This window comes from Streptomyces neyagawaensis (assembly GCF_023516595.1).
Classification (GTDB): domain Bacteria; phylum Actinomycetota; class Actinomycetes; order Streptomycetales; family Streptomycetaceae; genus Streptomyces; species Streptomyces neyagawaensis.
The window spans coordinates 58817-74659 of the sequence record NZ_JAMGBG010000041.1 but is presented as its reverse complement, the minus strand read 5'-3'; the positions used below and the strand labels follow the sequence as shown (position 1 = coordinate 74659).

Below are 15843 nucleotides of genomic sequence, written 5' to 3'. Positions count from 1 at the left end.
CCTCCGGCGGGGGTGGCGGCGCTTCGGCCGCCGTCAGCGGCTACGGCGGCGGACCGGCCGCCCGTGGCGGAGGCGGCGGTCGCGGTGGAGGCGGCGCCCACGGCGGAGGCGGCGCCCGTGGCGGAGACGTCGGTCGCGTCGGTCACGGTGGAGGCAGCGCCCGTGGCGGTCGCGGTGGAGGCGGCGCCCGTGGCGGAGACGGTGGTCGTGGCGGAGGCAGCGGAGGCGGCGCCCGTGGCGGTCGCGGCGCCCGCGGTGGAGGCGGCGGTCGTGGTGGAGGCGGCGGTCGTGGTGGAGGCGGCGGTCGTGGTGGAGGCGGCGGTCGTGGTGGAGGCGGCAGTCGTGGTGGAGGCGGCGCCCGTGGTGGAGGCGGCGGTCGGCCGGTCGTCTCCCGCCGTTCCGGTGGTCCGGGGCGCGCGTCCGCTGCTCTCGGTCTCCTCGGCGTCCTCGGCCGGCGCGGTGGTGAACTCCGGGTGGGCGCGCAGTGCCGCCAGGCCGCGGCGGACATGGGTCTTGACCGTGCCGAGGGAGCAGCCGAGCAGCTGGGCGATCTCCGTCTCGCTGAGATCCTCCCAGAACCGCAGCACCAGCACGGACCGCTGCCGTGCCGACAGCGCCGCCAGCGCCTGGTCCAGCGCGGCCCGTTGGGCCACCGACTCGGCGTGCCCGGCCTGCCGCTCGTGCACCCGCTCGGGCAGGAACGGGGTCAGCAGATGGGCCACGCGTCTTTTGCGCACCCGGCTGATGTTGTTGTTGACCAGGGAGCGCCGGACGTAGAAGTCGATGTCGTCGCGGGGTATGCGCCGCCAGCGGGCGTACACCTTGGCCAGAGTGGTCTGCACGAGATCCTCGGCCTCGTGGAAGTCGCCGGTCAGCATGTGCGCGGTGCGCACCAGACGCGGCCAGGCGGCGGTGGCGTACGCGGCGAAGTCGCCGTCCTCGGGCGATCCGGGTGTCTCGTGCGGCACGGACGACGGTCCTCGGGGTCGGGAACGTGGGGGAGCGCACCGTGCGGGCGGGGAGTGGTCAGGTCCCGCGCCCGCCCGGTCACATGGGTGTCGGTAGCCCCCGGCGGGGGCGCCGGGTCAGACCCCCGGGATCCGGAGCTGGGAGTAGACCCGGCCCTTGGTGTCGTAGACGGTGACGCCGCGCAGGAAGTCCTCGCCGTCGTCGTCGGCGGGCAGTGGGGTGGTGGCGTACCAGACGCCCCAGCCCGGCTTCCCGGCCAGCTCGATCAGCTTGCCGTGCACCGTGCCCTCGCTCGTCCTCACCTGGACCCGCGAGGCGGTGCCCTTGCCGCCGTAGTAGAGCCCGGAGAGGTAGTAGACGCCCTCGTGGCCGCCCGCCTGGAGCGAGACGCCGGGCCGGCTCAGGTCGATGTTGCCGTCGACGACGCTGCGGAACTGCGGGAAGTCGGGCAGGTCGGGCTCCACCCAGTGCTTGCCCTCGGCGGTGAGCCACAGCTCGAAGCCGGGCGCGGCGACGACGTGCTCACCGGGCTGGACGATCTTCGGCGTGGGCGCCTTCCGCGCGGCGGCGGCCACCTCGGCCGCGACCGACGTACCGTGCGCCGTCTCCCCCCGCGAGACGGCGTACGACAGCGTCGGCGCCCCCGCCAGCAGCGTGGTCAGCGCTGCGACGGCGACGTACTTGTGCATCCGTGCCATGGACATGAACGGACAACCCCCAGAGAAGTGCTGTGTGGCTGAGTTGTTCTGACACCCCGTAAACCCCGGTGCCGCACGGGCCGGATGACACGCGGGACGAAAAAATTTCCGAACGGGGTTCCGGCGGTGGTTCAGTGGTGCGCCGTGACGCCCAGGGCCGCGGGCAGCCGGCTCGGCCCTTCGTCCCGCACCCCCTCCCCGCTGCTCGAACATCCCGCGAGCAGCAAGGCGCCCAGCGCGCCGGCGGCGAGCGTACGGGCGAGACGTCGGCGGATCCGTGCGGCTCCCGAGGTCATGGGCCCCCCTGTGATGAGTCCTGGGTGTGTTTCGATGTCCGGCGTACGTGGCGTACGTCCGAGACCTGTACGCACGAGGGGGGCGACCGGGTTGCACAGCGGCCCGACGGATTTGTCGACGACGGCGGGGACATGACCGAGGAAGAGTTCGACGCGTTCTACGCCACCGCGTTCCCCCGGCTGACCGGCCAGCTCTTCGCCTTCACCGGGGACCACGGTGAGGCGCAGGACGTCGTGCAGGAGGCGTTCGTCCGGGCCTGGGACCGGCGGCGGGAGTTCCTCGCGGACGGGGCGCCCGAGGCGTGGATACGGACGGTGGCGATGCGGCTCGCGGTGAGCCGGTGGCGGCGGGCGCGCCGCTGGCTGGAGCTGATGCGCCGCGATCCGCCCCCCGAGCACGCGCCCGGCCCCGAGCCGGAACGGGCGGTGCTGGTGGACGCGTTGCGCAGACTGCCGGAGGCGCAGCGCATGGCGGTCGTCCTGCACCATCTGTGCGATTTGAGTGTCGAGCAGGTAGCCTCCGAGACCGGTGCGCCCGTGGGCACCGTCAAGGCCAGGCTGTCCCGCGGCCGGGCGGCACTGGCACGCGAACTGGCCCCCGGCGAGGGCGAGAAGGAGCACGGCCGTGTCCGATGAACTCACCCGCCGACTGCGGGAGTTGGCCGAAGAGGCCGAGGCGCCGCCGCGCCTGCCGGGCGCCGGGATCCGCGCCGCCGCCGGACGCCGCAGGCACCGCCGCCGGACGACCGCGTTCCTCGCCGGGGGCTGCGTGGCCGCGACCCTGGCCGCCGTCCTCACGGTGCACGTCACCGGCGAGGGCACCGGCCACGGCGCCGAACAGCGCTCCTCCCCGCTCGCGCCCCCCGGCCCCGACCGGTCCGCCGACCGGGACGTCCCCTACGTCACGGTCGACCTGTCCCGCCAGGTCCTCGCCGCCGAGGGGCGTGAACTCCCCGTCTCGCTCGGCACCACCGGGACGCCGACACCGACGGGTCTGATGACCGTCACCGGGAAGGAGACCGTCAGGCTGGTTTCCGGGGGGAGGGAGGCGTCCGACGCCACCCGGTCCGTGCGTCTGCGCTGGGTCCTCGAACTGGCCCCGCTGGACAGGACGGACCTCGCGCCCGGCGAGAAGCCGAAGCCCGGAACAGGGGCCTACATCGCCTCCGCCCTCACCGACGAGGAGGTCGCCCCCCGCGACCGCGACACCACCGCGGGCTGGATCACCCTGCGCCCCACCGACGCCGCCTGGCTCTACGAACAGCTGCCGGAAGGCGCCGTGGTCGAGATCGTCGCCCGGTCGACACCGGCCACACCGGCGGCACCGACGACCCCGAAGGCGACCCCGAAGACCGCGCAAGTGACCCCGACCACGACACCGTGACCCGGCACCCCCTGCGACCGGGGGACGCGAAGAGGGGTGTGCCGGGCGCACGAGGCGCCCGGCACACCCCCCGGCGGGACGAAGGTCAGAACTTGCCGTAGCGGCCGGTCAGGTCCGCCTCGGGGCAGGCCACCGAGCCGATCAGGCACGCCGTGCCCGCGTGCTTGCGGGTGTACACCTTGGTGACCTTGCCACCGTCGTAGATGTAGATGAAGTGGTTCGGGAACAGGCGGTGCTTGCCGGAGCGGATGGTCCAGTTGCCGCTCTTGGTCATGTTGATGGTGAACGCGCCGGACGCCGCGCCCTTCACCCCGCCGAGACCCTTGCAGAACGGGTTGGTGGCGTGGACGTTCATCCGGATGTCCACGGAGTTGCCGCTCCCGCCCAGCTTCTTCGCGTAGACGTTCTTGGCGCTGGCGGTCTTCTTCGCGACGAACTTGCTCGTCTTCTTCACATAGACCGTGGTGGGGTTGATGTGCTTGTTGGCCACCACCTTCTTGTTGCTCCACGTGATGGTGGCGTGCAGCGCGAAGCGGTACTTGCTGGACTTCCAGTTGAAGTCGCTGTGGTCGTCGCCGCCGAACTTGAAGTTCCGGCCGTAGTCACAGCCGCCCAGCGGCGCGTCCACGTACTTCTGCGGGATGAAGCCCACCCAGCTCAGCGTGGTCGTCGAGGCGGCCGCCGCGGCGGAGGCCCGCTCGACCGCGGCCGCCCGCATCCCCGTCAGCGACGAGGACTTGGGCACGGCCACCTTCACGCCGTACAGCTGGGAGCCCTTCGCGCCGCCCTTCGGCAGGATCGGGATGATCTGGTACGTGTACTCGGCACCCGCCCGGACCGCCGTGTCGCGGAAGGAGGTCACGCCCGCGCCCAGGGTCGCGATGTCCTTGCCGTCACGGGCGACGACATAGCGGGCGCCGTCCGCGTAGCCCTTCCAGGACAGCTCCACGAAGCCCTTGCCGGCCGCCGCGGTGACACCCTGACGGGCCATCGAGGAGTCGACGACCGCCGTCTCGCCCGCCGCGGACTTCAGCACACCGAAGCCCTGCGCCTTCAGCTTCCTGCCCTGCGCGGAGTCCGCGGCGAAGCCGGAGACGTCCTTCAGGCCGGTGTCGGCCTTCGCGGACAGCGCGGACGCGGAGAACGCCGCGGCGGCGGCCGGCCGCGCACCCGCCGTGTCCTGCCCGCCGAGCGCGTTCGCCTGGTAGGCGCCCGCGACGAGAGTGAGCGGAGCCACGGACAGAGCCGTTGCCTTCGCCAACCGGGAAAGCTGCATGTGTTTCTTCTCCTTCGTCCACTGCGATGACGCCGGCGCCCGTGGGAGGGACAGCCTTCGGTGTCTCGTGTCAGGCGCCTGTCATGACCCTAGGTAGGCGAGGTGACGGTGCGTAAGTGGCTCCTGGGGCAGTGCCCTTGAGGGCAGTGCCCCGAAGGACAACCCGAAGGACAAGGCGCCGCGCCGGGGGGCACCGCTGTCCGGCGCCCCTCACCCGTACGTCCCCCCTCCGCTGGTGGGCCGGACCGGGCGGTGCTGCGGTAGAGCCAAACGCCGTGTTCCCGAAAGGCTCCGCCATGCGCCGTCGTACGCGTCCTCGTACGTCTCGCCGTACGCCCCGTACGTGCCGTGTCCTCGCCCCCCTCCTCGGCGCCGGACTGCTCCTCGGCACGGCGACGGCCTGTGTGGCCGACCGGACCCCGCCCCCTCGCGGCTTCCCCGAGGCCGCCGTCGACGAGGCCACGCTCCCCGCCTCGCCGAGCGCCAAGCCCGCCGCCGCCCCCGCCCTCACCGACGCCCGCGCCCGCAGCGCGCTGCTCCGCCAGGGCGACCTCGGCGGCGCATGGTCCGGCACCCAGGGCGCGGCGACCTGGCGCGACGGCCTCCTCAAGGGCCGCACCGACCCCGCCGAGTGCCAGGAACTCCTCGACGCCTTCTACGCCGAGGACCTGCTCGGCACGCCCCGCGGCGGCCGGGCCGTCACCGGCTTCGACGACGACGAGTACGGCTCCCAGCTGCGCTACCAGGTGGGCGCCTACGACAAGGCCCAGATCGACGAGCGGCTCGACCACTTCCGCAAGCTCGCCGGGGAGTGCCGCGAGTTCACCGTCACCGGGTTCGGGGACCGCGAGTACGGCGCCGAGGTCACCCCCGTCGACCTGCCCCGCGGCATCGGCGACGCCCGGCAGGGGCTGCGGCTGGTCGTCCGCGGCGACATCGGCGGCGAGGAGGGCGCCCTCACCCTCGACCTCGCCGCGGTCCGTGTCGGCGACACCGCCGTCCTCCTCACCCACGGCGGCCTCTACGGCATCGACGACGACACCACCCGCGAGGCCGCCCGCGCCGGCGCCGAGCGGCTCCAGCAGGTCCTCGCCGAGAAGGAGACGAAGAAGGGCGAGACCAAGAAGGGTGAGCCGAAGAAGGGCGAGAAGGGGACGCGGGCGCCGGGGCGGGACGAGGAGGGGACCGGCCGGGAGGGTTCCGGCGAGCGGGGCGAGTCCCCGGACGAGTCCACCGGGACGGCCCGGGACGACGCCACCGACGACACCGACGGCTCCGCCGAGGAGGCCACCGGGGACGGCGACACCGGTTCCCGCGACTCGAGCGAGGCCGACGAGTCAGGGGACTCCGGTGGCTCCGACGACTCCTCGGACGAGTACCGGGACGAGGCCCGTCACTAGGGCCGGGCTACTTCTCCTTCAGGATCGGCGTGACGGCGTTCCGTACGTCGTCCGTGGTCACGGGGGTCTGGGTCGCCCCGGCGATCCGGCCCTCGCGGTCGATGTAGAGGGTGAAGGGGAGGAGCTGCGGGTTCACCAGGCCGCGCGGCAGCTTCAGGAACTGCCTCCCGCCCGGGTCGTGCAGGCTCGGGTAGGACAGCCCCAGCTCCTTCTGGAAGGCGAGGGAGTTCTTCCGGCCCGCGTCGTAGCTCACCCCCAGCACCCGCACGCCCTGCTCCTTCAACTCCCGCTGCGCCTTGTCCAGCGCCGGTGACTCGGCGCGGCAGGGCCCGCACCAGGGGGCCCAGGCGTTCACCACGACGACGTCGCCCCGGTAGTCGGAGAGCCGGATCGGGCGGCCGTCGACGGTGGTGCCGGAGAAGTCCGGCGCGTCCTCGCGCTGGGCCGCCGGGACGCGCCTGAGTACCGACCCCTCCGACCGGTCGGACTGCCCGGCCCCGGCCTCGTCGGTCCGGAGCGTCTTCGTCGTCGTGCAGCCGGAGAGCACGACACCGGCCGCGATCGCGCACACGACCGCCCGCGAGATCCTCTTCGTCGCCACCTGCGTCCCTACTCCCTGCCCCGGCTCCACCGACCGGCCGGACCCGCCCTCCACCCTAGGACCCCCTCGGCGGGGGCTCGGCGGAAGGGGCCGGGCAGCGGCCGCCACCGGGTGTCCGTTCGCCACGCCGTGTCCGTTCGCTACGGGGTGTCCGCCAGGGACAGGCACTCGCCGCTCTGTTCGATCGGCTTCACGATGCCGGACAGGCCGACCAGGACCGCGTCGGTGGCGGCCCGGTCGGCGGCCACCTGGACCTCGACGGCGGGCTCCCGGCCGTAGGTGATCAGCAGCTGCCGGCCCTCGCGCCGCTCGTCCGCGCGCCACACCCAGTCCACGCCGTCCACCTGGGTGCAGGGGTCTTCGGTGGGCCTGGGCCTGGGGAACCCGCAGCGCACGACGATCGCCCCGTCGCCCCACACGGCGGCGCCCTTCGTCCCGGTGTCCGCCCGGTCCAGCCCGGCCAGCCGGTCCGGGTACTGCGCGCTGACCCGGGCGCAGGCGGGATCCCCGGCGCGGGGGGCGGCGGCGAAGCTGTAGGTGGGCTCGCCGAGCACCCGCACCGTGACCGTGGCGGCGGTGACGAGCGCCACGGCGCCGGTGGCCAGGAGGGCGATACGGGTACGGCGGAGCATGACGCGATCGTACGGCGGACGCTCGCGGGCCCTTCCGGCGGGCCGGGGAAGCCGCGGTGACACGTTGCACCTTGGGGCAGTGCCCCAAGAGCCAATACCCCTCTCACCAGCGGGAATCTAGGCTCAAGGTGATCCGAGTACGCGATTGCGAAGGGGACGTGGTCCTGGTGAAGAACGGCGCGAAGGGCCTGGTGCTCGCGGGTGTCGCGGGTGCGCTGCTGGCGGGCGGGGCGATTCCGGCATCGGCGGCCTCCACGGCGGCGCAGGACACCATTCCGAAGGGCTACGGCAACGTGCGCCTGGAGAAGGTGTGGGGCAAGAGCGGCATGTGCCTGTCGATGGACAACGCCAAGGGCAACGCGGCCGTGCTGAAGCTGCGCGGCTGTTCGAGGACGGCGACCACCCAGCGGTGGGACCTCGTGTGGATCAACAACAACAAGCCGAACCAGACCCGGCTGTTCGTGATCAAGAACAAGCACTCGAAGAAGTGCCTGTCCGTGGCGTCGGCCGCGACGAACACCCAGGTCAAGCAGTCGAGCTGCAACAAGTCCAAGGGCCAGCAGTGGGCCCTCGGCGGCAGCAAGATCTACAGCAAGCTCGCCAACAAGGTGATCACCGCCGGCCGCGACGCGTCCGGCACGAAGATCACGATCACGCCGTCCGGCAGCTCGGACGCCGCGCGAAAGAAGCAGGAGTGGGGTCTGTCCTGACCTCTCCCGCGGATCCCGCCGACAGCGGCGGGGGACACGGCGAACGGCCTGCTCGCCCGAGGGGGTGAGCAGGCCGTTCGCCGCACCCGTGGTGCCGGACCCCCGACCGGCCCGGGGGCCGACGCGTGGACACCCGGCCCGTGCGGGCGGGGCACCGGCTGAGAGACTCCTGTCGTCCCCCGCCGGCCGACCACGGCGGGGACCGCCGCCGGTCGACCGCCGGGGGCGACGGGGATCCGAGGAGCGCCTGCATGCTGACACCGTGGAGCCGAGCGGCCGGATACGCCGCCCTGGTCACCCTGCCCTCCTGGCTGTGGGGCGCGCTCGTGGTGCAGGTGGGCGCGGGTTTCTCCCCCTCCGACCTCGGGATCGGGTTGATCGCCGGGGGCGGGCTGCTCTTCCCTCCCCTGGCCGTCGCCGTGCTGACCGTCGTACGGAAGGCGCTCCCGGCGCTCTCGCGCTGGCGCACCGCGACCATCGATGTCTCGGTCTACGCGTTCCTGGTGCTGGTGTGCGCGGTGCTGGGCGGGGTGTGGGGCGGGTCCGGTCTCGCGGAGTCGGTCGACTGGGCCTTCGTGATGATGACCGTCGCCCTGCTGGACCTTCAGTTCGTGATGGCGATGGGCCTGAGCGCCTGGGGCTACGACCGCCTCGTGCCGACGGCGCCGTCCGGCCGGATGATCCGGACCTGAGCGGGGGCCCGCCCTTCGGCGAGCCCCCACCCACAGGTCAGTTCCGCGTGCCGGACCCCGGTCCGGGTCTGGCCGCGACAGGTATGGCTTCGGACATGCGACGCATATTCATATTCACCCCGTAAGTCGTTTCCGTTGCTGTTGAGTTGATTGATCTCTCCCGCTGTGGAGAGTCAAAATTTCCACAAGTGAACGTCAAATCCACGCCGTGCAACGCCCTGGGGGAGGTGTGGTCGAGGGCGCTGGGCCGGTCGCGGCCGACGCTCAGACCGCGGATGCCCCGACGAGTCGGGACGACAGCGGCGCGGCCGAGCCGCATGCGCACCGGGGGTCGGCGCACAGCAGCTCATGGGCGAGGACGGAGAGCACCGCGACCTGAAGCCGGGTCTCCTGCTGCAGTTTCTCCACTATTCGGGCGACATGCGCTTTCACCGTCCGCTCGGCGATCCCGAGTTCACGGGCGAGCTGACGGTTGCCCAGGCCCGTCCCCAGCAGAAGCAGGACTTCCTTCTCCCGGTCCGTCAGCGTCTTGAGCCTGCTGATGTCCCGAACCGGGTCGGCTCCCGTGCGCCGGTAGGCGCACGCGGTGTCTCCTACGTCAGACCTCTTGGTCATGGGTCTGTCCTTCCCGATGCCGCTTTTCCCGACAGAGCCCCGTGCCCCGGGTGCGGCGGCGATCTCCCTCCAACTTAGCGTCCGCTACTGCCAAGAAGAACCCTGTAATGACACGGCCACGTCACAGTGAGGGGATCCCCCAAGGTCACTGCCCGAAGGGACAATTTTGGCCAACTCCGCTGATCCCTAAGCTCGTTGTCACGCACCACCCAACGGCACACCATCAACGGGGAGATCACTGTGCACAGCCGCTTCACCACGCGCCGCCTCACCGCCGCAGCCGTCGCGGGAGCCGCCGCCGTCGCCGTGCTGGCGCCGGCCGCGTCCGCCGCCGAGTTCGGCCCGCAGCAGGGCGTACAGACGGTCGCCGACCAGGCCGCCGGGAAGCTGCCGGCGAAGCTGACGGTCGGCAGCTACGTCGCCTACCTCAAGGCCCAGAAGACGCCCGAGGCCAAGAGCACCCTCAAGAGCTTCTCCGCGCTGCCGGCCGCCAAGAAGGCCAAGTTCGTGGGGTACCTCCAGGACGGCAAGGTCTACGGGTCCCTCTTCAAGCAGCTCAACGGCCCCCTCAACATCCCGGTGACCAAGGTCACCTCGTACAACGCGGACGTCAAGTTCGTCCACAACGTGTCCTCGAAGGGCGGCCTAAAGGGCGGTCACCTGGTGACCTACAGCGCGACCGAGAAGATCTTCAACATCCCGGTCACCACCGAGAAGCTGACCCTCCGCTACGAGGTCGTCAAGGGCAAGGTCCAGCGCAACGCCCGCGCCCAGGCCCAGGTCACCAACGTCAACGCCGCGTACGCGATCAAGGGTGGCGCGGTCAAGGTCGCCGTCAAGGGCATCGCCCGCGCCGACGTCACGTGGAAGGCCACGCCGCGCGTCCAGGCCGTCGGCAAGGCCGTCGTCAAGGACCAGGCCGTCACCGGTCACACCAAGACCTGGACCGCCCAGCTGATCCACGGCTGACGTCCGGTCTCCCTCACTCTCCCGGGGGAAGTGGCTCCCATCCTTCCCCCGGGAGCCCCACCCTCCGGGACGCGCACGGCACCCTCAGGCCCCTGGTCAGGGCCGATCCCATCCGGGGGTGCCGTGTCGCGCGCCCGAGGCCGCACCGCCTCGGCGCTCCGCGCGCTTCTTCCCGCCCCCGCACGGCTTCACCCGCGTTCGGCGTCGAGGCGGACGAGCAGGCCCGTGCCCCGGGAGGCGTTCTTCGGGGTGAGGGCGTACGGACCGGTGACCGGCTCGGCCGGCAGGACGTAGCCCTCGGGGACACCGGTCTCCATCAGGTAGTACGTGCCGGCGGGCAGCGACCCGAACGAGCAGCGGCCGGTGCTCGACGTCACGCAGTCGCCGACGAGCCGGTCCCCGCCCGGTCCGAGCCGCTGGAGTCCGGGCGTCCCGTTGCTGTCCTCCCACAGGCCGAGCACCGCGCCGGCCAGCGGCCGCCGCGTCTCCGCGTCGGCCTTCGCGAGCGTCAGCCGCAGCGCCTTGGTGAGACCGGCGTCGACCGTGTGGTTCACATAGCCGGGTTCACCGACGTACACCGTGCTCCGGCCGGACACGTCGACGTCCGAGTCGATGAGCCGGTGGGACCCGGCCTCCCGCGCCGTCCACGTCAGGTCGGCGGCGCCCGGCCGCCCCGGCAGCCCGCTCGGATCGACGCCCCCGTGATCGAAGGAGACCCGGTAGGTGGTGTCGGGCCGCAGGCCCTGCGCCGTGCCGACGTAGTACTCCCCGTCGGCGTCCGTGGTCGTGGTGAGGCTCGGTCCGGACGACGTCGGGTCGAACGTGACCCGCACACCCGGCACCGGTGGTTCGGACGGGTTCTGGACGCCGTTGCCGTCGGTGTCGAACCAGACGCGGTCGCCGATCTGCACGGGCGCCCCGCGGCGGCCCTCCGGCCCCGGCTCGGCGTGCTCCCTGCGGTGGACACCGGGCGCCCAGAAGCCGGTGGTGTAGGTGGTGTCGCGGGCGTCGGAGACGTCGACGAACCCGATGGGGCTGCGGATGACGTCCGGGCCGTCCCCGTGGCCCGCGAGGGCCGGGTGCAGGTTGGCGAGGTCGGGGTTGTGGGCCTGGACGCGGTACCGGCCGCCCCGCAGCGGGGACCCCGCCGGACGGAACGAGGCGGTCCCGTCGGCGTCCGTCGTCCTGGTCAGCACGGTGCCGTGGTCGTCGGTCAGCGTGACCAGCACACCCGGCATGCCCTTCTCCGTCGGACGGTCGTACAGCCCGTCGGCGTCGACCTCCTCGACGACCCGCACGGTCACCGTGCCGTCACCACGCGCCGGGGCACGTGTCGTCGCGGAACCTGTCGTCGCCGCGTCCGCCGTGGCGCCCACCACTGTGGCGCCCCTCGCCGTAGCACCCGCCGCCGTCCCGGTGACCGGGACGACCATCAGGGCCGCTGCCACGGCGAGCACCAGGCCCGCACACCGTCCCCGTGTTCTTCGCCGCACCACGTCTCGCATTCGCCGCTGCCCGCCCGTTCCTGGTCCGCGCCGAGGCGACGGAGCCCGGTGCCCGACGTCGGCTCTGCATTCATACGAAGCGCGGAGAGCCGCTAATCGGGCTGAACGGGGCACGGACCCCGGCCGGGCGCACGTGACCCGCGCGGGAACGGACGACAGGGCAGCGCCCTCCCGTCCCGGTTCACCCGTCCGCCCCGGCGGCGACGCCCCCACCCGGAGTACGGCACGGAGGTACCCCTCACCCCAGCGGGCCGGCCAGGGACTGCTCCGCCCAGATGACCTTGCCGTCGGGGAGGAAACGGGTGCCCCAGCGCTGTGTGAACTGGGCGATGAGGAACAGACCGCGGCCGCCCTCGTCGGTGGTGCGCGGGTGCCGCAGATGCGGCGCGGTCGCCCCGCCGTCGAACACCTCGCAGATCAGGGTGCGTTCGAGGATGAGACGGAGCCGGATGGGCCCGGCGGCATGCCGGATGGCGTTGGTGACGAGTTCACTGACGACGAGTTCGGTGGTGAACGCCAGCTCGTCCAGGCCCCACACGCCCAGCTGCCGGGCCGTGGTCTTGCGGGCCTCCGCGACGAGCGCCGGGTCGGCGGGGATCTCCCAGGAGGCAACCCGGTGGGCGGGCAGCCGCCGGGTGCGGGCGAGGAGGAGGGCCACGTCGTCGGTGGGGCGGGCCGGGGCGAGCGCGTCGAGGACGCGCTGCGCGCGCCGGTCGAGGGACGGCTCGGGCCGGGCGAGGGCACGGCACAGCGCGTCCGGGGTGGCCTCGGCGAGGAGGCCGTCGGTGTGCAGGGCGAGGACGGTGCCCTCGGGGAGCTCCAGCTCCACGGCCTCGAAGGGCTGCCCGTCGACGCCGAGGGGCGGGCCCTCGGGCAGTGCGGGGCGGGTGACCGTGCCGTCGGGGGCGACCAGGGCCGGGGCCGGGTGGCCGGCGGTGGCCATGGCGCAGGTGCCGGACACCGGGTCGTGGACGACGTACAGACAGCGCGCCCCGACCGTCTCGACGCTGCCCCCGCCCTCCTCGCCCTCCTGCCGGGCCGACTTGGCGACCATGTCGTCGAGGTGGGCGAGCACCTCGTCCGGCGGCAGATCGAGGTCGGCGAGGGTGCGGACGGCCGTACGGAGGCGGCCCATGGCGGCGGCGCCGTCGATGCCGTGGCCCGCGACCTCGCCGACGACGAGGGCGAGGCGGGCGCCGGAGAGCGGGATGACGTCGTACCAGTCGCCGCCGACGCCGGTGAGTTCGTCGGCGGGCCGGTAGCGGACGGCGACCTCGGCGGCGTCCTGGTCGGGCAGCCGGCGCGGCAGCAGGCTGCGCTGGAGGACGAGCGCGGCGTCCCGCTCCCGTGTGTAGCGGCGGGCGTTGTCGATACAGACGGCGGCCCGGCTGACGATCTCCTCGGCGAGGCCCAGGTCGACGGCGTCGAAGGGGTCCTGGCGGTCGCGGCGGAAGAACGTGGTGATGCCGAGGGTGATGCCGCGGGCCCGGATCGGCACGATCATCACGCTGTGCAGGCCCAGCGCGTCGGCGGGCAGCTCCCGGCCGCCGGGGACGGCCTTCGCCCACCCCGCCGACGTCGGGTCCCGCCTCGGCTCCGACCACGACCGTCCGCTGACCAGCGCGCGCACGGGGGGTGAGCCGGCCGCGTACGAGGCGACGGCGCCGATCTCCACGACGGCCTCCGGCACTCCGGGGCGCACGGACTGCTGTCCGGTGCGGCGCAGCGGGACGGAGCCGTCGCCGAGGGGGCCGGGCTCGGCGCCGCGCAGCACGGAGTCCAGGAGGTCCACGGTGACGAAGTCGGCGAGCGCCGGGACGACGACGTCGGCCAGCTCCTGGGTGGTCCGGCGGACGTCGAGGGTGCGGCCGATGTGCTCACCGGCCCGGTCCAGCAGGGCGAGGCGGGTGCGGGCGCGGTGGCGGTCCGACACGTCCATCACGGTGTAGTAGACGCCGATGGGGCGACCGTGATCGTCCTCCAGGCGGGTGAACGACATCGCGTGCGCGGTCTCGCGGTGCGGTGCGGACCTGACCCGGCCGATGTGCTCGTAGTCGAGCACGGGGACGCCGGTCTCCAGGACCTTGCGCATCTGGGCCTCGATGCGGTCCGCGTCCAGCCCCGGCTGCACCTCGGCGAGCCGCAGCCCCACCCGCTCGTACGCCCGGCCACCGCCGAACCGCTCCAGCGCGGCGTTGGACCACACGAACCGCAGGTCCGTGTCCACGATCGCGATCCCGATCGGCGACCGCGCGGTCATCCGCTCCAACACGGTCCGACTCATGTCCCACCCGGGCGCCTCGGTCGCATCGGACACAAGAGCGATCCAGTGAGCGTGCCGAAGGGGGTCGGGGTGGGCGGAGGCGGCGCTGGTGCCTTCCAGGAGGGCGTCGGCGGGGGAGGTCTGCGTTGCGGGGCGGGGGGTTTCGGGGTTGGGGCGTGGGGTGGCGTGTGGGGGTTGGGGTGTGGGGTGCGGGGTCTGGGGGGCCGGGGTGGTGGGCGAGGGGTGGGAAGCCGGGCGCGGGGACTCCGGGGTGGTTGCGCGTGGGGTGCCGGGCGCGGGCTGGGGTGTGGAGCGCGGGGCCTGGTGCGACGGGTCGGTGGGTGTGTACGAGGTGCCGTGAGGGGGCTGGGCGACTGGGTGGGGCGCTTCGGGGGCGGGGCTCGCGGTGGGGCGTGGGGTGGCGTGCGAAGGCTGGGCGGTCGGGCGCGGGTACTCGGGGGAGGGGCCCGTGGGTGGGTGTCCGGTGCCGTGAGTGGGCGACGCGGTCGGCGGTGTGGGCCGTGGCGTGGGGTTCGTCGGGGGGTGGGGCGGTTCCGTCGGGCGGGGTGTGGCCTGGGCGGGCCGCGGCCCCGGTCGGGGCGTGGTCTCCCGTGACCGTCCGGCTTCGGCTTGCGGTGGCGAGGGCGGAGGACCGAAGCGGCCTCCAGCAGCACCGGTCGGGCGCGGCGTGCCCGAGGGAGCGGGCCGCACGGGAACCGCAGCCGACCGCCACGACGCCGGCCCGGGATCAGCGGGCTCAACCGGCTCGGCAACGGGCCGGACCGCCTGCTCCCGGCGCACCCTCTCGTCCGCCGGGCCAACCGGATCAGCGGGGGTTGTGTGGTCGGCTGCCGGGTTGGTCGGTTCGGCCGGGGTGGAGTGGGCGGCTGCCGACTGGGCCGGGTAGGTGGTGGCAGTCCGGTCGGCTGCCGGGTAGGTCTGGGCCGTGTGGCCCGCGGCCGGATTGGCCGGTTCGGCAGGGATGGAGTGGCCCGCGGCCGGGTTGGCCGGTTCGGCCGGGATGGTGTGGCCCCCGGCCCCGGCCGGATCGGCCGGAGTCGTGTCGTCGGTCGCCGGAGGGTTCGGCACGGCCGGGGTGGTGTGATCCGTCGTCGGGCGGTGTGGCTCGGCTCGGTCGTGGGCCGGCCGACTGCGGTCGCTGCCGGCGAGGGGCTGGGAGCGGCCGGGTGTAGGCGTCTGGTGGCTGTGTCCGGTTGGCTGGTTCTGGCCGGGTGAGGATGTCCGGTGGCCGTGCCCGGTTGGCTGGTCCTGGCCGGGTGCGGGTGCGGGTGTCCGGTGGCCGTGCCCCGGCGGCTGGTTCTGGTCGGCTGACTTGTCCTGGCCGGTGGTCCTGGACTCGCCGGTGGTCCTGTCCTGCCCGGTCGGTGTCACCCGGTCTGCCTGGCCCGATCCGGCGTCGGCCCTCGCGGTGACGCGTGGCCTGCTCGTCTCGGCGGGAATGCCTCGCCGTTCGCCCCTGTCGGCGGCGACATCCGGCCTTCCCGCCTCCGCAGCACCACGCTCCGCGGCCAGCCCCTCACCACCGGCGGCCCCGCCTACGTCGACGCCGGCGCCCAAGTGCTCAGCGCTCGTGGCTCCGCCTCCGGCGCTCGCGGCGGCGCCCCCAGGACCCGTAACCCCGCCCGCAGCGCTCGCGGCTCCGCCCCATTCACCGGCGGCTCGGCCCTCCCGGCCAGCAGTCAGGCCCTCGGCGTTCCCGGCTGCGCCCCCGCCGCCGGCGTCTTGACCCCCGCCACCGACGCCAACTCCCTCGCCACCGACAGCCAGTCCCCCGGCACTGACGCTGACGCCCAGTCCCCCGGCACTGGCGGC

General features: G+C 73.4%; 14 protein-coding genes and 1 pseudogene. 6 read left to right on the top strand and 9 right to left on the bottom strand.

The window, feature by feature from the left end; translation table 11 throughout:
* Window positions 1-428: 428 nt before the first annotated feature.
* The 3 genes and pseudogenes from M8J73_RS19060 to M8J73_RS19050 all read right to left on the bottom strand — a co-directional run.
* Window positions 429-968: pseudogene (locus M8J73_RS19060) on the bottom strand (SigE family RNA polymerase sigma factor); the annotation flags it as partial.
* Window positions 969-1085: 117 nt separating this feature from the next.
* On the bottom strand, window positions 1086-1673 hold the full coding sequence (locus M8J73_RS19055) for a hypothetical protein (RefSeq protein WP_055540894.1): 588 nt from the start codon (window positions 1671-1673) through the stop codon (window positions 1086-1088).
* Between the two features lie 125 nt (window positions 1674-1798).
* A complete protein-coding gene (locus M8J73_RS19050) occupies window positions 1799-1963 on the bottom strand; it encodes a hypothetical protein (RefSeq protein WP_157873247.1) in 165 nt (54 codons plus the stop codon).
* A gap of 132 nt (window positions 1964-2095) precedes the next feature.
* On the opposite strand from M8J73_RS19050, the gene M8J73_RS19045 reads away from it, so the two are divergent.
* Window positions 2096-2599, top strand: a complete 504-nt coding sequence (locus M8J73_RS19045) for a SigE family RNA polymerase sigma factor (RefSeq protein WP_055540895.1) — start codon at window positions 2096-2098, stop codon at window positions 2597-2599.
* Window positions 2589-3347 carry a L,D-transpeptidase family protein gene (locus tag M8J73_RS19040; RefSeq protein ID WP_055540896.1) on the top strand — a complete coding sequence of 253 codons (759 nt, stop codon included), beginning with the start codon at window positions 2589-2591 and terminating at the stop codon, window positions 3345-3347. The genes M8J73_RS19045 and M8J73_RS19040 overlap by 11 nt, the downstream gene beginning before the upstream one ends.
* An 85-nt stretch (window positions 3348-3432) precedes the next feature.
* Here the strand turns inward: M8J73_RS19040 and M8J73_RS19035 are convergent, their stop codons facing one another.
* Window positions 3433-4623: a hypothetical protein gene (locus M8J73_RS19035; RefSeq protein WP_055540897.1), complete on the bottom strand. Its 1191-nt coding sequence runs from the start codon at window positions 4621-4623 to the stop codon at window positions 3433-3435.
* Between the two features lie 296 nt (window positions 4624-4919).
* Between M8J73_RS19035 and M8J73_RS19030 the strand changes: the two genes are divergently transcribed.
* Window positions 4920-6023: a hypothetical protein gene (locus M8J73_RS19030; RefSeq protein WP_249828846.1), complete on the top strand. Its 1104-nt coding sequence runs from the start codon at window positions 4920-4922 to the stop codon at window positions 6021-6023.
* 7 nt (window positions 6024-6030) lie between these two features.
* Here M8J73_RS19030 and M8J73_RS19025 read toward each other — a convergent pair whose 3' ends face one another.
* Window positions 6031-6624: a TlpA family protein disulfide reductase gene (locus M8J73_RS19025; RefSeq protein WP_055540858.1), complete on the bottom strand. Its 594-nt coding sequence runs from the start codon at window positions 6622-6624 to the stop codon at window positions 6031-6033.
* A gap of 140 nt (window positions 6625-6764) precedes the next feature.
* Entirely contained in the window at window positions 6765-7256 is a 492-nt protein-coding gene (locus M8J73_RS19020) for a DUF3515 domain-containing protein (RefSeq protein WP_055540859.1), read from the bottom strand.
* Window positions 7257-7414: 158 nt separating this feature from the next.
* Between M8J73_RS19020 and M8J73_RS19015 the strand changes: the two genes are divergently transcribed.
* Together M8J73_RS19015 and M8J73_RS19010 are read left to right on the top strand one after the other, a co-directional pair.
* On the top strand, window positions 7415-7966 hold the full coding sequence (locus tag M8J73_RS19015) for an RICIN domain-containing protein (protein ID WP_240501567.1): 552 nt from the start codon (window positions 7415-7417) through the stop codon (window positions 7964-7966).
* Window positions 7967-8217: 251 nt separating this feature from the next.
* Window positions 8218-8658 carry a hypothetical protein gene (locus M8J73_RS19010; protein WP_249828845.1) on the top strand — a complete coding sequence of 147 codons (441 nt, stop codon included), beginning with the start codon at window positions 8218-8220 and terminating at the stop codon, window positions 8656-8658.
* A gap of 264 nt (window positions 8659-8922) precedes the next feature.
* On the opposite strand, the gene M8J73_RS19005 is transcribed toward M8J73_RS19010, so the two are convergent.
* A complete protein-coding gene (locus M8J73_RS19005; RefSeq protein WP_055520293.1) occupies window positions 8923-9273 on the bottom strand; it encodes a LuxR C-terminal-related transcriptional regulator in 351 nt (116 codons plus the stop codon).
* A 195-nt stretch (window positions 9274-9468) separates the two neighbouring features.
* On the opposite strand from M8J73_RS19005, the gene M8J73_RS19000 reads away from it, so the two are divergent.
* A complete protein-coding gene (locus M8J73_RS19000; RefSeq protein WP_055542356.1) occupies window positions 9469-10242 on the top strand; it encodes a hypothetical protein in 774 nt (257 codons plus the stop codon).
* A gap of 188 nt (window positions 10243-10430) precedes the next feature.
* On the opposite strand, the gene M8J73_RS18995 is transcribed toward M8J73_RS19000, so the two are convergent.
* Window positions 10431-11690 carry an SdrD B-like domain-containing protein gene (locus M8J73_RS18995; RefSeq protein WP_240501705.1) on the bottom strand — a complete coding sequence of 420 codons (1260 nt, stop codon included), beginning with the start codon at window positions 11688-11690 and terminating at the stop codon, window positions 10431-10433.
* Between the two features lie 295 nt (window positions 11691-11985).
* Complete coding sequence (locus M8J73_RS18990; protein WP_372503977.1) at window positions 11986-14031, bottom strand: SpoIIE family protein phosphatase; 2046 nt, start codon at window positions 14029-14031, stop codon at window positions 11986-11988.
* Window positions 14032-15843: the final 1812 nt, after the last annotated feature.

Coding starts and splice junctions, on each gene's coding strand:
- M8J73_RS19055 (WP_055540894.1), bottom strand. CDS start 1,673: ATGTCCATGGCACGGATGCACAAGTACGTCGCCGTCGCAGCGCTGACC.
- M8J73_RS19050 (WP_157873247.1), bottom strand. CDS start 1,963: ATGACCTCGGGAGCCGCACGGATCCGCCGACGTCTCGCCCGTACGCTC.
- M8J73_RS19045 (WP_055540895.1), top strand. CDS start 2,096: ATGACCGAGGAAGAGTTCGACGCGTTCTACGCCACCGCGTTCCCCCGG.
- M8J73_RS19035 (WP_055540897.1), bottom strand. CDS start 4,623: ATGCAGCTTTCCCGGTTGGCGAAGGCAACGGCTCTGTCCGTGGCTCCG.
- M8J73_RS19030 (WP_249828846.1), top strand. CDS start 4,920: ATGCGCCGTCGTACGCGTCCTCGTACGTCTCGCCGTACGCCCCGTACG.
- M8J73_RS19020 (WP_055540859.1), bottom strand. CDS start 7,256: ATGCTCCGCCGTACCCGTATCGCCCTCCTGGCCACCGGCGCCGTGGCG.
- M8J73_RS19010 (WP_249828845.1), top strand. CDS start 8,218: ATGCTGACACCGTGGAGCCGAGCGGCCGGATACGCCGCCCTGGTCACC.
- M8J73_RS19005 (WP_055520293.1), bottom strand. CDS start 9,273: ATGACCAAGAGGTCTGACGTAGGAGACACCGCGTGCGCCTACCGGCGC.
- M8J73_RS18990 (WP_372503977.1), bottom strand. CDS start 14,031: ATGAGTCGGACCGTGTTGGAGCGGATGACCGCGCGGTCGCCGATCGGG.